A 14,271-nucleotide genomic window follows, 5' to 3' on the forward strand; every position below is an offset into this window, starting at 1 on the left:
TGATCGTTACTGACATTTAGCGCCTCTCGTTTTCTATTTATGAATGGATAGAATGTTCTTGTTGGGTTGTTGGGGGAAAATGGGGGCGCGATGTTTGCTGAGCCAATTGTGGAATGTGTGTATGGATGGGGGCAGGTACTACGGCTCTATCCCGATCATGTGGACATAGAAGGTGTGTCATACGAACTTCATGACCTGCTAAACTTCAGGCCTGTATATCGTCGCATTATGGGTGTGGCCTCGATGCGACTTGATTTACAGTTTTCCACCGGGGCGGTTATTCTACGTGGTATCGCGGATATTCCTCTGGCTTTGAGGGTCATTGCCTATCTTAATACCTGGAGCGCGGTTACGATTGGCATTAAGGTAGAGGAGTTATCATCTATCCCTGAACTGCCATCACCATCCTCTATTGGATATACTCCTAGACCGCTGGTCCTTTCTGATAGTAGTCAGGAAAGTTTTTGGGAATATGATGCCAATGATCAACCGACAACGGTGGGACCTCTAGATGCCGTTGTGGATATGACGCAGACTAGCGGGCAGTCTACTGATGTTACAGCCTCCCAGTTTGCCATTACGCTTGAAGCGGTTCCCGCATGGCCCTGGACCGATGAACGGCATCTGCAACATAAGCAACGCTTACAACGTTTGCAAGCGGAGCGTGAGAAGCGTCTCTATGGCTTTGATAGAGAGACGCTCATGCAACGTTTACGCGATGAACCTCTCCCTCAGTTGCGTGTGCCTGCACGGCTCCTTGTGGACGAGATTGCCCACTATTGTACTTCTGCCAGACTCTGTACTGAGCCGCTCACAGGGGGGAAACGCACTAAATTCAAGGTGAAGGATCAGGGGACCCTGATCCTTACCAATCGCCGACTCATCTATCTTGGTCGTAAACGGCAAATTGTGTTGGAGTATGAGCGTGTACTGCAAGCCTCACACATACCCGATGCCGTGTTAATATCCGCGGACTATTGGAGCAGGCCACAATGTTTTAGCATGCGCCGTTCGCTTGAATGTGCCATGTATCTAGAACAGATATTATGGCGCAATAGCGTTCAATCTGCCTCATCATCAAGGATGGCTGATCAACCATCGCTGCCACAAAAATCGCTCGTAGAATATCACGTCTCGCAGTAGTAGTGTGCCTTGTGAAGTTGAAAAAAGGAGTAGTTATGCTTATAGATACCCTTATGGTTTTATGGAATAGAATATGTGGGTATAAGCTTACCAAAACATTTGTCACCTGTATCTTTGTCGGACTTGGTATTCTCTGTATTCTGGGTGTAGTGGGGTTACCCGCCTTTTCGCGTTCAGCCAACATCTCTCAGCATCTGCCATTGGTACCCAATGTGGATGGTGGTAGTGATGCGATCGTGGTCGAACCACACCCTAAATCAAAAGTCACACCACCAGTGCTGGCCTCGCCAACGCCAACATCTGTTCCAACGCCGGTGATGACGATGGTTCCTCCATCTCAGGACCAGATACCGGTGCCCATTATCCTATCACCAACCTCTGTGATTCCACCACATCCCACTCCGCGCGTCGCTATAAAGCTGCGTCCTCGTTGGGGCTATCCTAGAAGGCCGCTGCATATTATGTCGGCACCCACCAGAGTGGTTGTCAAAGCGCCAGAACCAATCATTACGCCCAGTGTGGCTCCTGTACCCACCCCTAAGGTAGTTACACCCACCACGAACCCTACACCAGTGCCAGAGCCAGCCCCAACAGGGACAGCGCTTCCAGACATAAAGCCATCTCCTACCTCTACCAGTACAGTTCCGGCTACTCCAGATCCTGCTCTCACCATTTCAGATACATTATTGCCATAATCATTAGCAAAAAGAGGAGGTTGTAGTTGTACTACAATCTCCTCTTTTTGCACACAAAAAAAGCCCACATGGGCTTTAAATGTTGTTGATAGGTTTGGGGCGGAGGAGGTGGGATTTGAACCCACGAAGGCTTGCACCTTACACGATTTCCAGTCGTGCTCACTAGACCACTATGAGACTCCTCCATAAGAACAGCGGAGAGAGAGGGATTCGAACCCTCGAGGGCTATTAACCCTACCGCTTTTCGAGAGCGGCACATTCGACCACTCTGACATCTCTCCGCGGACTAATATAACACATGTCTGTGGTTGTGGCAAGAGCTATTTTCGTGTTTTTCACGGATTTTTGTGGATGCAGTAAAATTTGTTGCCGGTCTTGGAGGATAAGAAGATGTGATACGCTATGCTTTTAAGCAGTGCATACATACAACGTGTGGAGGCCAGCGCAGATGGCAGAGACTATCCATGAGCAGTTTCAGCTCTCTCTCTATATGGTTGAAACAGCCTCATATCGTTCTTTAAATATTATCGATCAGGTTTATCCCCATTGGGTGGCGAGCTATGTGGCCTGTGGTGAGGTTAAGAGTAGTTCATGTGGCGAGTCATGGATGGCGCATGCAGGAGATGTCATGGTGCATCCACCATATCTCCCGTTTTCGGAACAGGCGGTAGGGCCAGGCCAGCATCATTGGTTTTTATTTGATGCCACAATCGCCCATCAGATTGATCTTTTTCGACTGTATCCGGTCACACCAGTTGTATCGCTCATGCCGTCCAGCCCTTTTTCCTCTATCTTTGAACACTTATTGCAGATCTGGCTGGATTCTCGCTCGGCGTTTCGCTCCATACAGGTCTCCGCCTACTCACTACAGCTATGTAGCCTCATTCTAGAGCGCTGGCAGGCGTGTGGTAGTGTGCAGCGTTCTGAGGCCCTCCAGACCCCTCCTGATCGCTTTATCAATGTGATTCGTTATATGACAACTCACCTGGAGCGCAAGTTATCGCGGGATGAGCTGGCGGCCCTGGTCCACTTACATCCGGGTTACTTTGATCGTGCGTTCCGCAGTATCTATAAGCTCTCACCGATGCAAATGTTGCGAGAACTGCGTCTGCAACAGGCACAACATTTGTTAGAGACAACGGATGCATCCTTAGCATCGATCGCCTTGCAATGTGGACTCAGTGAGGCGGGCTATTTTAGTCGCGTTTTTCGCCAGCGCTATGGTCGGACTCCTGGTAACTATCGAGAAAGTGCAAAAAATGCAAAGGAAAGTTATTTGCGTCCATTGTAGCTGATGGGTATTTGTCGCTACACTTTGCACAGACCATTTGTGCTATCTCTATTGTTACAGTCGCATATGCAAGGAGGTATTTTTAATATGCTTACCACAGAGCAACAGCAGCAATTTAATGAACAAGGTTTTTTTATTTTGCCCCAGGCTTTTCCTGCCGGTGAAATAGATGCCTTGCGGGCACATATCGATCATTTCGCTGCGAAACACGAGCAGCAATTACAGGAACGTGGTAAAGAAGGGATTAGCCGACCCAATGAGATTTCTTTTACCTTTAACCTGGCTGCACATGATCCTGCCATTATGCAATTCGTAACCCAGGAAAAGTTTGTCCAGCTTACTTCAGATCTGCTCAAGGATGACATTTCGCTATACTGGGATCAAGCGGTTTATAAAAAGCCTGAGGCGAAGCGTGATTTTCCCTGGCATCAGGATACAGGTTACACCCTGACTGATCCTGCCGAGTACGTCACCTGCTGGCTGGCCCTTGATGAGACGACTCTGGATAATGGCTGTATCTGGGTCATCCCTGGTAGCCATAAGCAGGGAGCGATTGAGCACACTGATACAGAGATTGGCAAACAGTGTTACTTTGGGACTGAGCCGGGGATACCCGTACCGTTGAAGAAGGGGGGGATGGTGGCCTTTAGTTCTTTACTCTTTCATCGTAGTGGACCCAATATTAGCAATACTGTGCGGAAGGGCTATGTGATCCAATATTCGGTGTCCTCTGCGCGCCATGGTGTGAGCGGTGAGCCTTTCAATCGTATAGTCATTGCTCGTAATGGACAGGCAGCATTGGCTTAAATTTCAGCAGAGGTGGAGCAGGGCATGCATAGACAAGAGGCTTTGCTTCACCTTTTATCGTTAATGCTAGTTGTCGGTTGTCGCGAACAATCCATAGAGTTCACTGACGGGAGAGAAACTGCGGCGATGGTGGGGCGTTGCGCCATGGGTACGGAGTGCGGTGAGGTGGGCGGGCGTACCATAGCCTTTATGCTGCTCAAAGCCATATTCTGGATGTTGCTGGTGCAGTTCAACCATCAAACGGTCACGGGTAACTTTAGCGATGATTGAGGCGGCAGCAATTGAGAGGCTACGTGAGTCACCTTTGATAATAGAGCGTTGTGGCAGGCTGACTCTGGGTAGATAGAGTGCATCTAGTAGCAGTGCATCAGGAGCAGGGGATAGTTGTTTGAGAGCCAGTTCCATGGCATATTTCGTGGCCTGTAAAATATTGCGTGTATCGATAACTTCAACCGAGCCAATGCCCACACCAACAGTCAGGGCGTGTTGCATAATGTGCTCATAGTAACGCTCACGGGCGGCGGCTGACAACTGCTTGGAGTCATTGACGCCCGCAAAGAGTTGCATAGTATCTTCCGAACGAGGGAGGATAACGGCGCCAGCGACCACCGGACCCGCCAGGCAACCTCGGCCCGCCTCATCGAGTCCGGCGATAAAGGAATAGCCCTGTTCAAACAGGGCCATTTCTTCCGCAAGCGTAGGGGTATATTTTTTATGCGTTTGCATTGTTCTTGGCAGCTTCTTTGGCGGCTTCTTTTGCTGCAACTTGCTTGGCACTCAGAGGGCGAATCTCTTTTAAGCGAGCAGCTTTACCGGTCAGACCGCGTAGGTAGTAGAGCTGTTTGCGGCGTACACGAGCGTGACGAAGCACTTCAATCTTCTCGATACGAGGAGAATTGACCAGAAATGTACGTTCCACACCAACACCGTTGGTGATACGACGTACAGTAAAATTGCGATTGACGCTGCTACCGCGCAGGCGCATTACTACGCCTTCGAACGGCTGTAAGCGTTCGCGATTTCCTTCAACAACTTTGACCTGCAAGCGGACAGTGTCGCCCGACTTCAGTTCAGGTATATCTTTCCGTAACTGAGCACTTTCGACAGCGGTAAGTAACGCCCGCCCTGCTGGCTTTGTTACGACTTGTTTGTCAGCCATCCCTAAAACCTCCTATGCGCCAGTGCTCGACATGAATATATGGGTGGCAGAGCATTGGGCACTTTCATTTACTTTTCTGCGTTAATGGCATTGAGCTGTTTCATCAAGCGTGATTTGCGGCGGGCCGCATTATTCCTGTGGATGACCCCTTTTTTGGCGGCCTTATCCAACTCGCTGACGGCCAGGCGTACTGCCTCTACTGAATTCTCATCTGTGGTGGTGATCGCCTGACGAGCTTTGGTAACCTGTGTTCTTACAATCGATTTTGTGCTGCGATTGAATGCACGGCGTCTCTGTTCCTGACGCATGCGCTTTTCTGCAGCTGCATTATTGGGCATGTAGAATCAATCCTCCCCGAAACATCTGCCCCTTCGCGCGGGCTTCTCACTATAAAAATTCCGACATATATTTGTCGGACTGAGTGCCCGTAGATTATAGCAGAAGTATCTTTGATATGTCAAACAATAAAAGTGCGCCTCCCCTGATACAGTACCAGCCGTCTTAGCGGGCCGTGGAAAGGGGATCGCTGGTTAGAAATACGTAATCACCACCATGGGGAATGGATAATCCCATGGTGGTGACATGTGTTATTTGAAGCTTAGTTGCTTGTCTGGTGTGATCTGTGAGCCATCAGGTTGCTCTTCCAATGCCTGTTCCAGGTCGCTGAGGATATCTTCGATATCTTCAATTCCAACCGAGAGGCGCAGCAAGGTATCATCGACACCACGTGCTTCGCGGATCTCACGAGGAATTGAGCCATGGGTCATGCTGGCAGGATGGCAGATGAGTGACTCGATGCCGCCCAGGCTTTCCGCGAAAGTAATGACTTTTAGCCGCCGCACAATTTGGTCCACATCCTCTAGTGAGCCTTTGAATGTGAATGAGACCATGCCGCCAAAGCCCTTCATCTGACGTTTGGCCAGTTCATGATCTGGATGTGAGGCGAGGCCTGGATAATATACTTTCTCGACACGCGGATGTGCAGACAGGAATCTGGCGACTGCAAAAGCATTTTCTTCATGCTGTTTCATACGTACAGCCAGCGTCTTGATGCCGCGCAAGGTTAACCAGGAATCAAAGGGACCCGGTACGCCACCGGCTGCGTTCTGATAGAATTTGATGGCCTCGTATACTGTTTGATCTTTAACAACCACGGCACCACCAACCACGTCGCTATGTCCATTGATATATTTGGTGGTACTATGCACGACGATGTCTGCGCCCAGTTCCAATGGTTGCTGGAAGTACGGACTGGAAAAGGTATTATCTACCACGAGCAGAAGGTTATGGCGATGAGCAATCTCTGCAACAGCTCTGATATCGGCCAGACGCAGCAGTGGATTGGTTGGCGTCTCAAGCCAGATCAGCTTTGTATTAGGACGAATAGCTTTCTCGTAATCCTCTACCGTTGAGGCCGACACATAGCTGGTCTCGATCTGGTAACGACTGAGGACACGCTCAAAGAGGCGATACGTCCCACCATAAAGATCGTCGCAGGAGACCATATGGTCGCCAGTCTTGAGCAAACTCAGAATAGCTTGTTCGGCGGCCAGGCCAGATGCAAAGGCCATGCCATAAGCGCCATTTTCCAGCGCCGCGATACAATCCTCAAGCGCGGTACGGGTAGGATTACCTGATCGCGAGTACTCGTAACCTTTATGTCCACCCAGGCCGGTTTGTGCATAGGTTGATGTCTGAAAGATCGGGGTCATAATCGCGCCTGTAGATGGATCTGGCTCTTGCCCCGCATGAATAGCTTTGGTTGAAAACTTCATAATTTACTCCCCAAACAGCCTCCCCTCATACATATTGCCGCATAAAGCGATCAGCGATATCGCACCTTTAGCTAGCTGCGAAGCAGGCTGGTTGGCATAATATGTGGGATCGCCGCGATTTTCTTGATCAACTATATCATCAATGCTTTGAAAGCACAATTGACATAGGTAATAAATCATAGAACAAACCGACCTGCTTTTATTGTAATGTGGATGGGCTTGAAGTCCAAAAGAATGTACCCGACCATACTCTCACGTCGGGTATCTACTAATGATTACAGATAAGCACGAGAAATTATTCCTTGCAACCCAGTTCTCGGTAAATTCGTCCTATTGGTAGAGAAATTCTATGATTCCACTAGCGTGAATCGTTACTATGCAGGGATAGAGCATTATGGATATATTTACGTTTTCTCGGCGTAGTCAGGGTCAGCAAGGCGGGGAGATCTCTTCTGCTTCTTATACACATGGTATGACTAAAATACAGACGCGTCCTGGTTCAGTCGGCGTTTTACTGGTGCATGGATTGAACGGGGGCAAGAACGATATGGCCGAGTTGAATAGCCTGCTGCAGGAACAGGGACTTACTACCAAGCTTATGTTACTGCCCGGCCATGGGACCGAGGTGCGTGACATGTTGCCGATCGGCTGGCCCGATTGGGCTCAGGCAGTTAGAGAGGCCGTGCATGCTTTGCAGGAGCGCTGTGAGCAGGTTTTTTTAATTGGTCATTCGCTGGGTGGTGCCCTGTGTCTGCATGTGGCTGCCTCTGAGCAGGTGGCCGGATTGGTTACCATGTGTGCCCCAATCTCTATGTTTCCTGGCATGTTGACCGGGGTACGCATTGTCAAGCGTTTCACGCCCTGGCTGCCCACCTTGCGCGAAGATGTACGCGATCCAACGGCCCGCCGCCGTTATACGCAGGGAGTTTATCGCCATACACCTATGGCACCCGTTGAAAGTATGTTACAATACTTACCGTTGTTACGGGCTGAATTACCATCTGTGACCGCGCCAATTCTGATTATGACAGCTATTCATGACCATGTGGTGCCAGCACGAGATGGTCGAATGATCTATCGCTTGATTGGCTCGCAGGAAAAACAACTGGTAACGCTTCACCGGTCATACCATGTCATTATGAAGGATCACGATCGGGATGAGGTGTTTGCCCGCACACTGGCGTTTATTCAGCAGCATCTCCCAACTGAGAGGTGATTCCCCCTTTCTACTCATTGGTATACCTGTATAGTATATTGGAGCTATAGAGTATCTTGAAACAGCAAGTTAGTAATCAGCCATCCGATGAACCAGAGTTCAAACAGAAACGCAGCAGGTGGCAACTGACGTCTATCTCGCAGACTGGCGTCATCCTTTTCCTGCTTATCATCTGCCTGCTGCTCGCTGTGGGTGCGCGCCAGATCTGGCGTGCCTGGCCTTCCACATCATCTTCAGTGGGATCAACGCCCTCGAAAGCAGCAAATCAGTTTCCAATGCAAATGCCCGATGGCAGTCCATTTTCGTCATTCCAACTGCCGGCCGGCCGTACTTTATTGTATGAGCAGTCGGACCATATCTCTGCGTTTACCAGTGCCAATTCAGCTATCTCTACCTTACAAACCCCAGGCTATCGCTATAACCGTGCGGTGCCCGCTGTGGTGACATCCAATAAAGAGCTGATCTATAGTGGGACTGGCATCTGGCGTATGAATTTGACCGGTGGATCAGCGAAACAGCTCGCCTCTATTCCTGATGATCAGGTGATTACATCCCTCGTAGTCAGCTCCGACGGGACAACGCTGGCCTGGAGTAGTGCTCCAAAGAATGGCAAGGGATCTATCAGCCTCTATGCTGGTACACTGGAGCAGACCAGTCTTATTTATCAGCAGCCGGCCACAAAGTGTCCCTGTTATCGGGCGTTTGCTTTTGCAGATAAAAGTACCAGTACACTCTTACTCACCAACGATCGTGGTGATCATCGGAGCGCTCATTATGGACTCTGGACGCTGGATCTCAGTCAGGGAAAGCAGGCACCGCCCCAATCCATTCTGAGTGATGCGGCCCAGCAGGGTCCGCTGGCCCTTTCACAGCAGGATAACAAACTACTCTACTCTACCTTTCAAGGCTATGTTCCTATGCAAGAGGAGAACGCGCCACTAGATATTTCGTCTCTGAGTTATGCGAATAGTCTATCGTTGGCGTCTCTAGATGGAGCGCAAATACGGTCTGAGAAGGCACAGACAATCCTACCCGAGCAGGGAGATCTAGAGAATGCCGCAGCCTACAACTGGGTGTCAACGCCACAGTTGAGTTCCGATGGACAGCAACTGGCCTACGTTGGATTTTCAGTGAATAGCCAGAAGCATTTTCCTCGTCAGTACGCTCTCTATACGGCTGATCTGCAAGGCTCCTCAACCGCCGCCAAACCGCAATTGCTGGCGACTTCTACCGCCCACTATATGGAACTTGGTAGCTGGCTGGACAAGCAGACCATTACCTTCTATGCCGATAATGCGCTTTACGCCCTGGACCTTCAAAACCATACCATCGCGCGGGTCGCGAATACAGGCGCGTATGCCCATGTTTTTGCTGTCATAGAATAAGAGGATCTTGTGAACCGTACTGCTAGCTATCTACGTATCCTGTTCCTGGCGCTGTCAGGCCTGTTTTGTTTTTGTTATCCCTTTGCCGTGATTGGTGTTGCCTTCGATGTCAAACCGCCTTTTTCCCTGGATTGGGCGGGCAGCTTTCTGCTTTTCCTTGAAGGCTCCATCTTGTTACTTGCCGCTATGTTCTTCTATGCTCCTGTACGTGTACTTTGTGCGGGAGCATGTGTGATTATCCTCTCTTACCTGGTTGAGACCCTGGGCGCTAACACCGGCTTTCCCTTTGGCCTCTATCATTACACCCCGGTCCTCTTTCCTCGCTTACCAGGAGGCGTACCCCTGGCCGTCATGTTTGCCTGGGTGCTGGTCGTATTTGGCAGTTATGGCATAGTGAAACGTCGGCCGTCTGCTAAGCGTGGTGTAATTGTAGGGACAGCATTGTTAGGCGCAATACTTGCGACCCTCTTGGATCTGGCAATTGAACCTGTAGCGGCTCATGTCGTGTTTTATTGGAAGTGGTTAGATCAGGGAGCATTGGACTACTACGGGGTGCCCTGGATGAATTTTGTGGCATGGTTTGTGGTCGCATTCGTGCTATTGGGCCTGGTATATGTGGTATTGCAGCGAGAGAGAAATGCAGCAGAGGTTTCTCAGCGCGAACAGGTGGTTTGGAAGAACGTGCAGCAGATGGGAAAAGTAGAACGACTGGCAATGCTTGTCCCCGGTATCCTTTTCCTCTGTAGCCTCTTTATGTTTGGCCTCGTCGATCTTACCCATGGCTATTACTGGGGCGCTATCTGTGCCCTTTGCGCTGTAATCATCATCCTGACAAAACCTCTGATCGCAAGGCGGCGCATCTGGTAGATTCGTGGCTTGCCCACGAATCTACCAGATGTGTCTTCATTGCTTCAAGCAGGATAATAACGCCCCTTCCATACCGCGCCACTTTTGCGGTAGTGCCAGCGGATCGAGTTTAGCAGGATCACGCATTCCAGTATAATAGAGATTGGATGCAGTAAGCCAAGTATCACTACCCATCCTTTGTTGCTGCGTGTGAAGCGGAGCGCCAGCAGCATACGCATGATTAAGGGAAGTAGCGTGATCGTTAAGACTGGCAAGATGGTTCCTGCTGAGCTGCCGTGCACAGCGCAAGCCAGCAGTAAGAAGGGAGGCACTACAAAGAGCAGCAGGTTGAGCACGAGCGCGACCAGCGCAAAGGGTAGCGAGTAATTGTAGAAAGCGAAAAGGTTTTTTGAGAAGCCGGACCAGACCTCTGCGAATGAGTGATACATACGGCATTGCGTTAACTCAAAAGCGTCGGCATATGCCATGCGATAGCCTGCCGCTTTCATTGTCCGTGCCAGTAACACATCCTCTAGAATCTTGCCTTTGACAGTACTATGTCCTCCAATCGCTTGATAGGCAGACCGCTCAAAGCAGAGGAGTTGTCCATTACCGGTTGCCAGACTTGGCTCACGGCGTAAACGAATCAAGGGGATTGGAAGCAGCGTGAGGATTGTAAAGTTGAGCAGGGGTACAATCAGTTGTTCGCCCAGGCTCCTCTGAATCTGTTCAGGTTGGGCCGAAAGTAGCTGTACCTGTAGTTTTTGCATGTGCTGAATCATAGCCCTGACCATGCCGGGTTGATGGATGGTATCAGCATCAGTGAAAAGAATATATTTGCCACCTGCTTGCTTTGCCAGTTGCTGACAGGCAAAATTTTTGCCGATCCAGTCCTCGGGCAGTGGTTTTCCCTGTATTAAACGCAGAATCGGTGACTGTTGATCAGGTAATTTAGTGATCAGGTGTTTGACAATCGCTGCGGTCTGGTCGCTACTTTGATCGTCCAGGACAATAATTTCCAGATTTCCATACTGCTGCTGAAGGAGCGAACGTATACATGCTTCGATATTTGCTTCTTCGTTGCGCGCAGGAATTAATACCGAAACCAGCGGCACTTGATCATTGTCATCAGCTACATCCTGACTGCGTAGACGGACAAATGTAGCCAGATTTAGCAAGAGAATAAAGAGATTTATCAGCAGAATGAGCAGAATAATGCCTGAAAAAAATGGGATCGCTTGAGAAATAATAGTGCTAACTTGTTCAAATGAGAGCATGCTCAACCTCTATTGATGCTGAATTTGTTTGCGTAACAGTGCCGCATCAAACATTCTATTGGTTGATGAGCGACCACGCATGATGCGGGTAAAATTAGACGTGCGGCCCTGAATAACATCTTCGCGCAACTCATCCAACTCTGCCGTAACTTTTTCCTGTAGACATTGGGTGTACTGTTTCAGGAAGCCACTTGTTTGCAGTTCTTGTTCACCAATCAACATCGGCTTACCCAGGCTAATATACAGGTCCGGCCGCTGCTCGGCGAGATATTCAATACGAATAGCTGCGGGATAGATGAGGGCAGGGGCTGCCAGTTTGGCGATATGGGCGGCTCCGCTAAAAAAGGTGAGTGGGCGATAATCATTGGGGGAAATCTCACCTTGTGGGAAGAGCCAGACCATACGGTTCGTGCGTTTTTTGAGTAATTTAGCTGCATAGTGAATAGTCTGAATGGCTGAGCGAGGATTATGACGATCGACAGAGAAGCAACCGATCCAGCGAAAAAAGAAATAGCGTTTAAGCTGCGGCTCTTCCATCATCAAATAGCCATCTAGCTTTAAATGTCGTTCAACCAGGGCTGCCACATAGCCATCCCACCAGCTTGAGTGGTTGGCACAGATAATGATAGGCATTTGCCGTTGCTCGTCAGTCAGGTCCTCCTGGACACGCAGAAATACGCGATCAAAGTGGCCGCGCAGTGAGCTATGTACTAATAACCAGACAAGTTTCTCGCCAGGCGGAAACTTCTGTGCAGGGATCATATAACGTTTATCTCCTTACCCATCTGGAAGCTGTGATAACATCTTCTTTTAAGAATATTATAACGAGGTATGAGTATGTCTGTATATAAAAAAGTTTTGATTATTGGTGCTGGTATCGGTGGACTCTCTGCCGCCATCCATCTGGCATCCCAGGGACATCAGGTTTCCCTGCTGGAGCGGCAACCGCGCGTGGGTGGTAAGCTAAATCACCTTGAGATGGATGGTTTTAGTTTTGATACCGGGCCTTCGCTGATCACCATGCCTTACGTCTTACGTGACCTATTTGCGACTGCGGGCCGTCGCCTCGAAGATTATCTGGACCTGCAGTCGTTAGATGAAACCTGTCGTTATTTTTATCGTGATGGAGCGATTCTGCATGCCTGGCGTGATCACGAGAAGCTAGCCCGCGAGTTCGCCCACTTTAATAAACATGATGGCGAGTCCTTCTGGCGCTTCCTCAAGCAGGCCCGCACAATTTTTGAGGCTTCCGCTGATCCTTTTCTCTATAACAGTCTGGGTAGTCCTATGGATGTCCTGCAGACCTTTATACGCTTTGTCCTGCAAGGTCATGCTACCGAGGAGCAAAGTGGATTAGCTGAACGCCTTAATGCGGTACTGACAGCCCTGGCACCTACCACGCTTGATCAGCATGTGCGCTCCTTTTTTGAGGATGAACATATACGGCAGTTGTTTGATCGTTATGCCACCTACAATGGCTCCTCACCCTATCAGGTCGCGTCGGTCTACAGTATCATTCCATATGTCGAGCTGGCCGATGGTGGTTGGTATCCTCGCGGGGGTATCTATGCACTTGCTCAGGCCCTGGAAAAGGTTGCCCGAGAATTGGGTGTAGAGATTGAGACGAACTGTGAGGTGCGGCGGATCCTGGTTGAGCATGGACAGGCCCGTGGGGTCGTTCTAGCTGGTGATCGGGTACTTCGCAGTGATCTGGTGGTGGCCAATAGTGATGTCGTCACCACCTATCGTGAACTCCTCTCGCCAGCGATTGGTCAGGCACGGCTGACCAGAAAATTGGAGCAGCTCGAGCCATCGAGTTCCGGCTTTGTCCTGTTGCTTGGTACGAAGAGAGAATATCCAGAGCTAGCCCATCACAACATTTTTTTCTCAGACGACTATCCGGCTGAGTTTCAGGATCTCTTTGAGCGCAAAGTACCGCAACGCCAACCAACCGTGTATGTCTGTGCCACCACCCGTACCGACCCTAGCCAGGCACCTGCAGGCCATGAGAATCTCTTTGTTCTGGTCAATGCCCCCTACCTGACAGCTAAATCCAACTGGCAGCAAGAAGCTCTGCATTATCGAGATCTGGTACTGGACGTACTGGCTAGCTATCCACAGATAGACCTCAGCGATATCCGTGAGCAACTTGTGTGTGAGCGTATACTGACGCCCGAGGATTTTCAGCGTAACTATGGAGCAAACGCTGGCTCCATCTATGGTCTATCCTCCAACGCCCGTATGGCGCCATTCACCCGTCCTACTAACCGGGCGCTCGAGATACAAGGCCTCTACTTTGTCGGTGGCAGCACCCATCCCGGCGGCGGAGTTCCGTTAGTCATGCTCTCAGGCAAAATCGTTGCAGGCCTGATCGCTGAAGATTATGCTTAGTCCTGCTTGAATGAGCTCCAGCTATTCATGTTTTTGCGTTCATGTTAGAATGCTCAAACAGATACTAAATTTTATAATTAAAGCCATGCGCACTTTTCCATCATCAATTTTGTGCATGAGTCACTCCGAAACCGGGGTGCAGGGGCGGAGCGCCCTGCCGGGGGTGGGGGGTGTCCCCCGAAAAACCCTTTTCCCCCTTTTGCGCGCCGCCGCAGGCGGTGCGCGGAGGAAGAAGAGAAACGAGGGGACACCCCTCGAACCCCGGCTAAGGACTGGCTGCCCCTTG

General features: G+C 50.0%; 14 protein-coding genes and 2 tRNA genes. 8 read left to right on the top strand and 8 right to left on the bottom strand.

Annotated features, from left to right (window positions below):
• Positions 1-90 precede the first annotated feature (90 nt).
• Complete coding sequence (locus tag EL633_RS12550; RefSeq protein ID WP_126627506.1) at positions 91-1,143, top strand: hypothetical protein; 1,053 nt, start codon at positions 91-93, stop codon at positions 1,141-1,143.
• A 35-nt stretch (positions 1,144-1,178) separates the two neighbouring features.
• Complete coding sequence (locus tag EL633_RS12555; protein WP_126627507.1) at positions 1,179-1,838, top strand: hypothetical protein; 660 nt, start codon at positions 1,179-1,181, stop codon at positions 1,836-1,838.
• Between the two features lie 100 nt (positions 1,839-1,938).
• On the opposite strand, the gene EL633_RS12560 is transcribed toward EL633_RS12555, so the two are convergent.
• Together EL633_RS12560 and EL633_RS12565 are read right to left on the bottom strand one after the other, a co-directional pair.
• Positions 1,939-2,023: transfer RNA gene (locus EL633_RS12560), tRNA-Ser, on the bottom strand.
• 10 nt (positions 2,024-2,033) lie between these two features.
• A tRNA-Ser gene (locus EL633_RS12565) sits at positions 2,034-2,119 on the bottom strand.
• Between the two features lie 167 nt (positions 2,120-2,286).
• Here EL633_RS12565 and EL633_RS12570 point away from each other — a divergent pair.
• Both EL633_RS12570 and EL633_RS12575 read left to right on the top strand, forming a co-directional pair.
• Positions 2,287-3,129 carry a helix-turn-helix domain-containing protein gene (locus EL633_RS12570; protein ID WP_126627508.1) on the top strand — a complete coding sequence of 281 codons (843 nt, stop codon included), beginning with the start codon at positions 2,287-2,289 and terminating at the stop codon, positions 3,127-3,129.
• Positions 3,130-3,216: 87 nt separating this feature from the next.
• Entirely contained in the window at positions 3,217-3,936 is a 720-nt protein-coding gene (locus tag EL633_RS12575; RefSeq protein WP_161982110.1) for a phytanoyl-CoA dioxygenase family protein, read from the top strand.
• Positions 3,937-4,002: 66 nt separating this feature from the next.
• Here EL633_RS12575 and rnhB read toward each other — a convergent pair whose 3' ends face one another.
• The 4 genes from rnhB to EL633_RS12595 form a co-directional block, all read right to left on the bottom strand.
• A complete protein-coding gene (gene rnhB / locus EL633_RS12580) occupies positions 4,003-4,662 on the bottom strand; it encodes a ribonuclease HII (protein WP_126627510.1) in 660 nt (219 codons plus the stop codon).
• The gene (gene rplS, locus EL633_RS12585; RefSeq protein WP_126627511.1) at positions 4,649-5,095 is read right to left on the bottom strand and encodes a 50S ribosomal protein L19; all 447 of its coding nucleotides are present in this window, start codon (positions 5,093-5,095) and stop codon (positions 4,649-4,651) included. Before rplS ends, rnhB begins: the two co-directional genes overlap by 14 nt.
• 68 nt (positions 5,096-5,163) lie before the next feature.
• A complete protein-coding gene (gene rpsT / locus EL633_RS12590; RefSeq protein WP_126627512.1) occupies positions 5,164-5,433 on the bottom strand; it encodes a 30S ribosomal protein S20 in 270 nt (89 codons plus the stop codon).
• Between the two features lie 249 nt (positions 5,434-5,682).
• Positions 5,683-6,870, bottom strand: a complete 1,188-nt coding sequence (locus EL633_RS12595) for a cystathionine gamma-synthase (protein ID WP_126627513.1) — start codon at positions 6,868-6,870, stop codon at positions 5,683-5,685.
• Positions 6,871-7,264: 394 nt separating this feature from the next.
• On the opposite strand from EL633_RS12595, the gene EL633_RS12600 reads away from it, so the two are divergent.
• From EL633_RS12600 to EL633_RS12610, 3 genes are read left to right on the top strand one after another with little or no spacing between them, the layout of a single operon-like run.
• On the top strand, positions 7,265-8,086 hold the full coding sequence (locus EL633_RS12600) for an alpha/beta hydrolase (protein ID WP_126627514.1): 822 nt from the start codon (positions 7,265-7,267) through the stop codon (positions 8,084-8,086).
• Between the two features lie 56 nt (positions 8,087-8,142).
• Positions 8,143-9,471: a hypothetical protein gene (locus EL633_RS12605; protein WP_126627515.1), complete on the top strand. Its 1,329-nt coding sequence runs from the start codon at positions 8,143-8,145 to the stop codon at positions 9,469-9,471.
• Positions 9,472-9,480: 9 nt separating this feature from the next.
• Positions 9,481-10,338 carry a carotenoid biosynthesis protein gene (locus EL633_RS12610; protein ID WP_126627516.1) on the top strand — a complete coding sequence of 286 codons (858 nt, stop codon included), beginning with the start codon at positions 9,481-9,483 and terminating at the stop codon, positions 10,336-10,338.
• 44 nt (positions 10,339-10,382) lie between these two features.
• Here the strand turns inward: EL633_RS12610 and EL633_RS12615 are convergent, their stop codons facing one another.
• Together EL633_RS12615 and EL633_RS12620 are read right to left on the bottom strand one after the other, a co-directional pair.
• On the bottom strand, positions 10,383-11,594 hold the full coding sequence (locus EL633_RS12615) for a glycosyltransferase family 2 protein (RefSeq protein WP_126627517.1): 1,212 nt from the start codon (positions 11,592-11,594) through the stop codon (positions 10,383-10,385).
• 9 nt (positions 11,595-11,603) lie between these two features.
• On the bottom strand, positions 11,604-12,356 hold the full coding sequence (locus EL633_RS12620; RefSeq protein ID WP_126627518.1) for a lysophospholipid acyltransferase family protein: 753 nt from the start codon (positions 12,354-12,356) through the stop codon (positions 11,604-11,606).
• Positions 12,357-12,431: 75 nt separating this feature from the next.
• Between EL633_RS12620 and EL633_RS12625 the strand changes: the two genes are divergently transcribed.
• The gene (locus tag EL633_RS12625) at positions 12,432-13,985 is read left to right on the top strand and encodes a phytoene desaturase family protein (RefSeq protein ID WP_161982111.1); all 1,554 of its coding nucleotides are present in this window, start codon (positions 12,432-12,434) and stop codon (positions 13,983-13,985) included.
• Positions 13,986-14,271 lie beyond the last annotated feature (286 nt).

It is taken from the genome of Dictyobacter alpinus (assembly GCF_003967575.1).
Taxonomy (GTDB): domain Bacteria; phylum Chloroflexota; class Ktedonobacteria; order Ktedonobacterales; family Ktedonobacteraceae; genus Dictyobacter; species Dictyobacter alpinus.

Coding starts and splice junctions, on each gene's coding strand:
- rnhB (WP_126627510.1), bottom strand. CDS start 4,662: ATGCAAACGCATAAAAAATATACCCCTACGCTTGCGGAAGAAATGGCC.
- EL633_RS12550 (WP_126627506.1), top strand. CDS start 91: ATGTTTGCTGAGCCAATTGTGGAATGTGTGTATGGATGGGGGCAGGTA.
- EL633_RS12575 (WP_161982110.1), top strand. CDS start 3,217: ATGCTTACCACAGAGCAACAGCAGCAATTTAATGAACAAGGTTTTTTT.
- EL633_RS12615 (WP_126627517.1), bottom strand. CDS start 11,594: ATGCTCTCATTTGAACAAGTTAGCACTATTATTTCTCAAGCGATCCCA.
- rpsT (WP_126627512.1), bottom strand. CDS start 5,433: ATGCCCAATAATGCAGCTGCAGAAAAGCGCATGCGTCAGGAACAGAGA.
- EL633_RS12595 (WP_126627513.1), bottom strand. CDS start 6,870: ATGAAGTTTTCAACCAAAGCTATTCATGCGGGGCAAGAGCCAGATCCA.
- EL633_RS12570 (WP_126627508.1), top strand. CDS start 2,287: ATGGCAGAGACTATCCATGAGCAGTTTCAGCTCTCTCTCTATATGGTT.
- EL633_RS12555 (WP_126627507.1), top strand. CDS start 1,179: ATGCTTATAGATACCCTTATGGTTTTATGGAATAGAATATGTGGGTAT.
- EL633_RS12600 (WP_126627514.1), top strand. CDS start 7,265: ATGGATATATTTACGTTTTCTCGGCGTAGTCAGGGTCAGCAAGGCGGG.
- rplS (WP_126627511.1), bottom strand. CDS start 5,095: ATGGCTGACAAACAAGTCGTAACAAAGCCAGCAGGGCGGGCGTTACTT.
- EL633_RS12625 (WP_161982111.1), top strand. CDS start 12,432: ATGTCTGTATATAAAAAAGTTTTGATTATTGGTGCTGGTATCGGTGGA.
- EL633_RS12620 (WP_126627518.1), bottom strand. CDS start 12,356: ATGATCCCTGCACAGAAGTTTCCGCCTGGCGAGAAACTTGTCTGGTTA.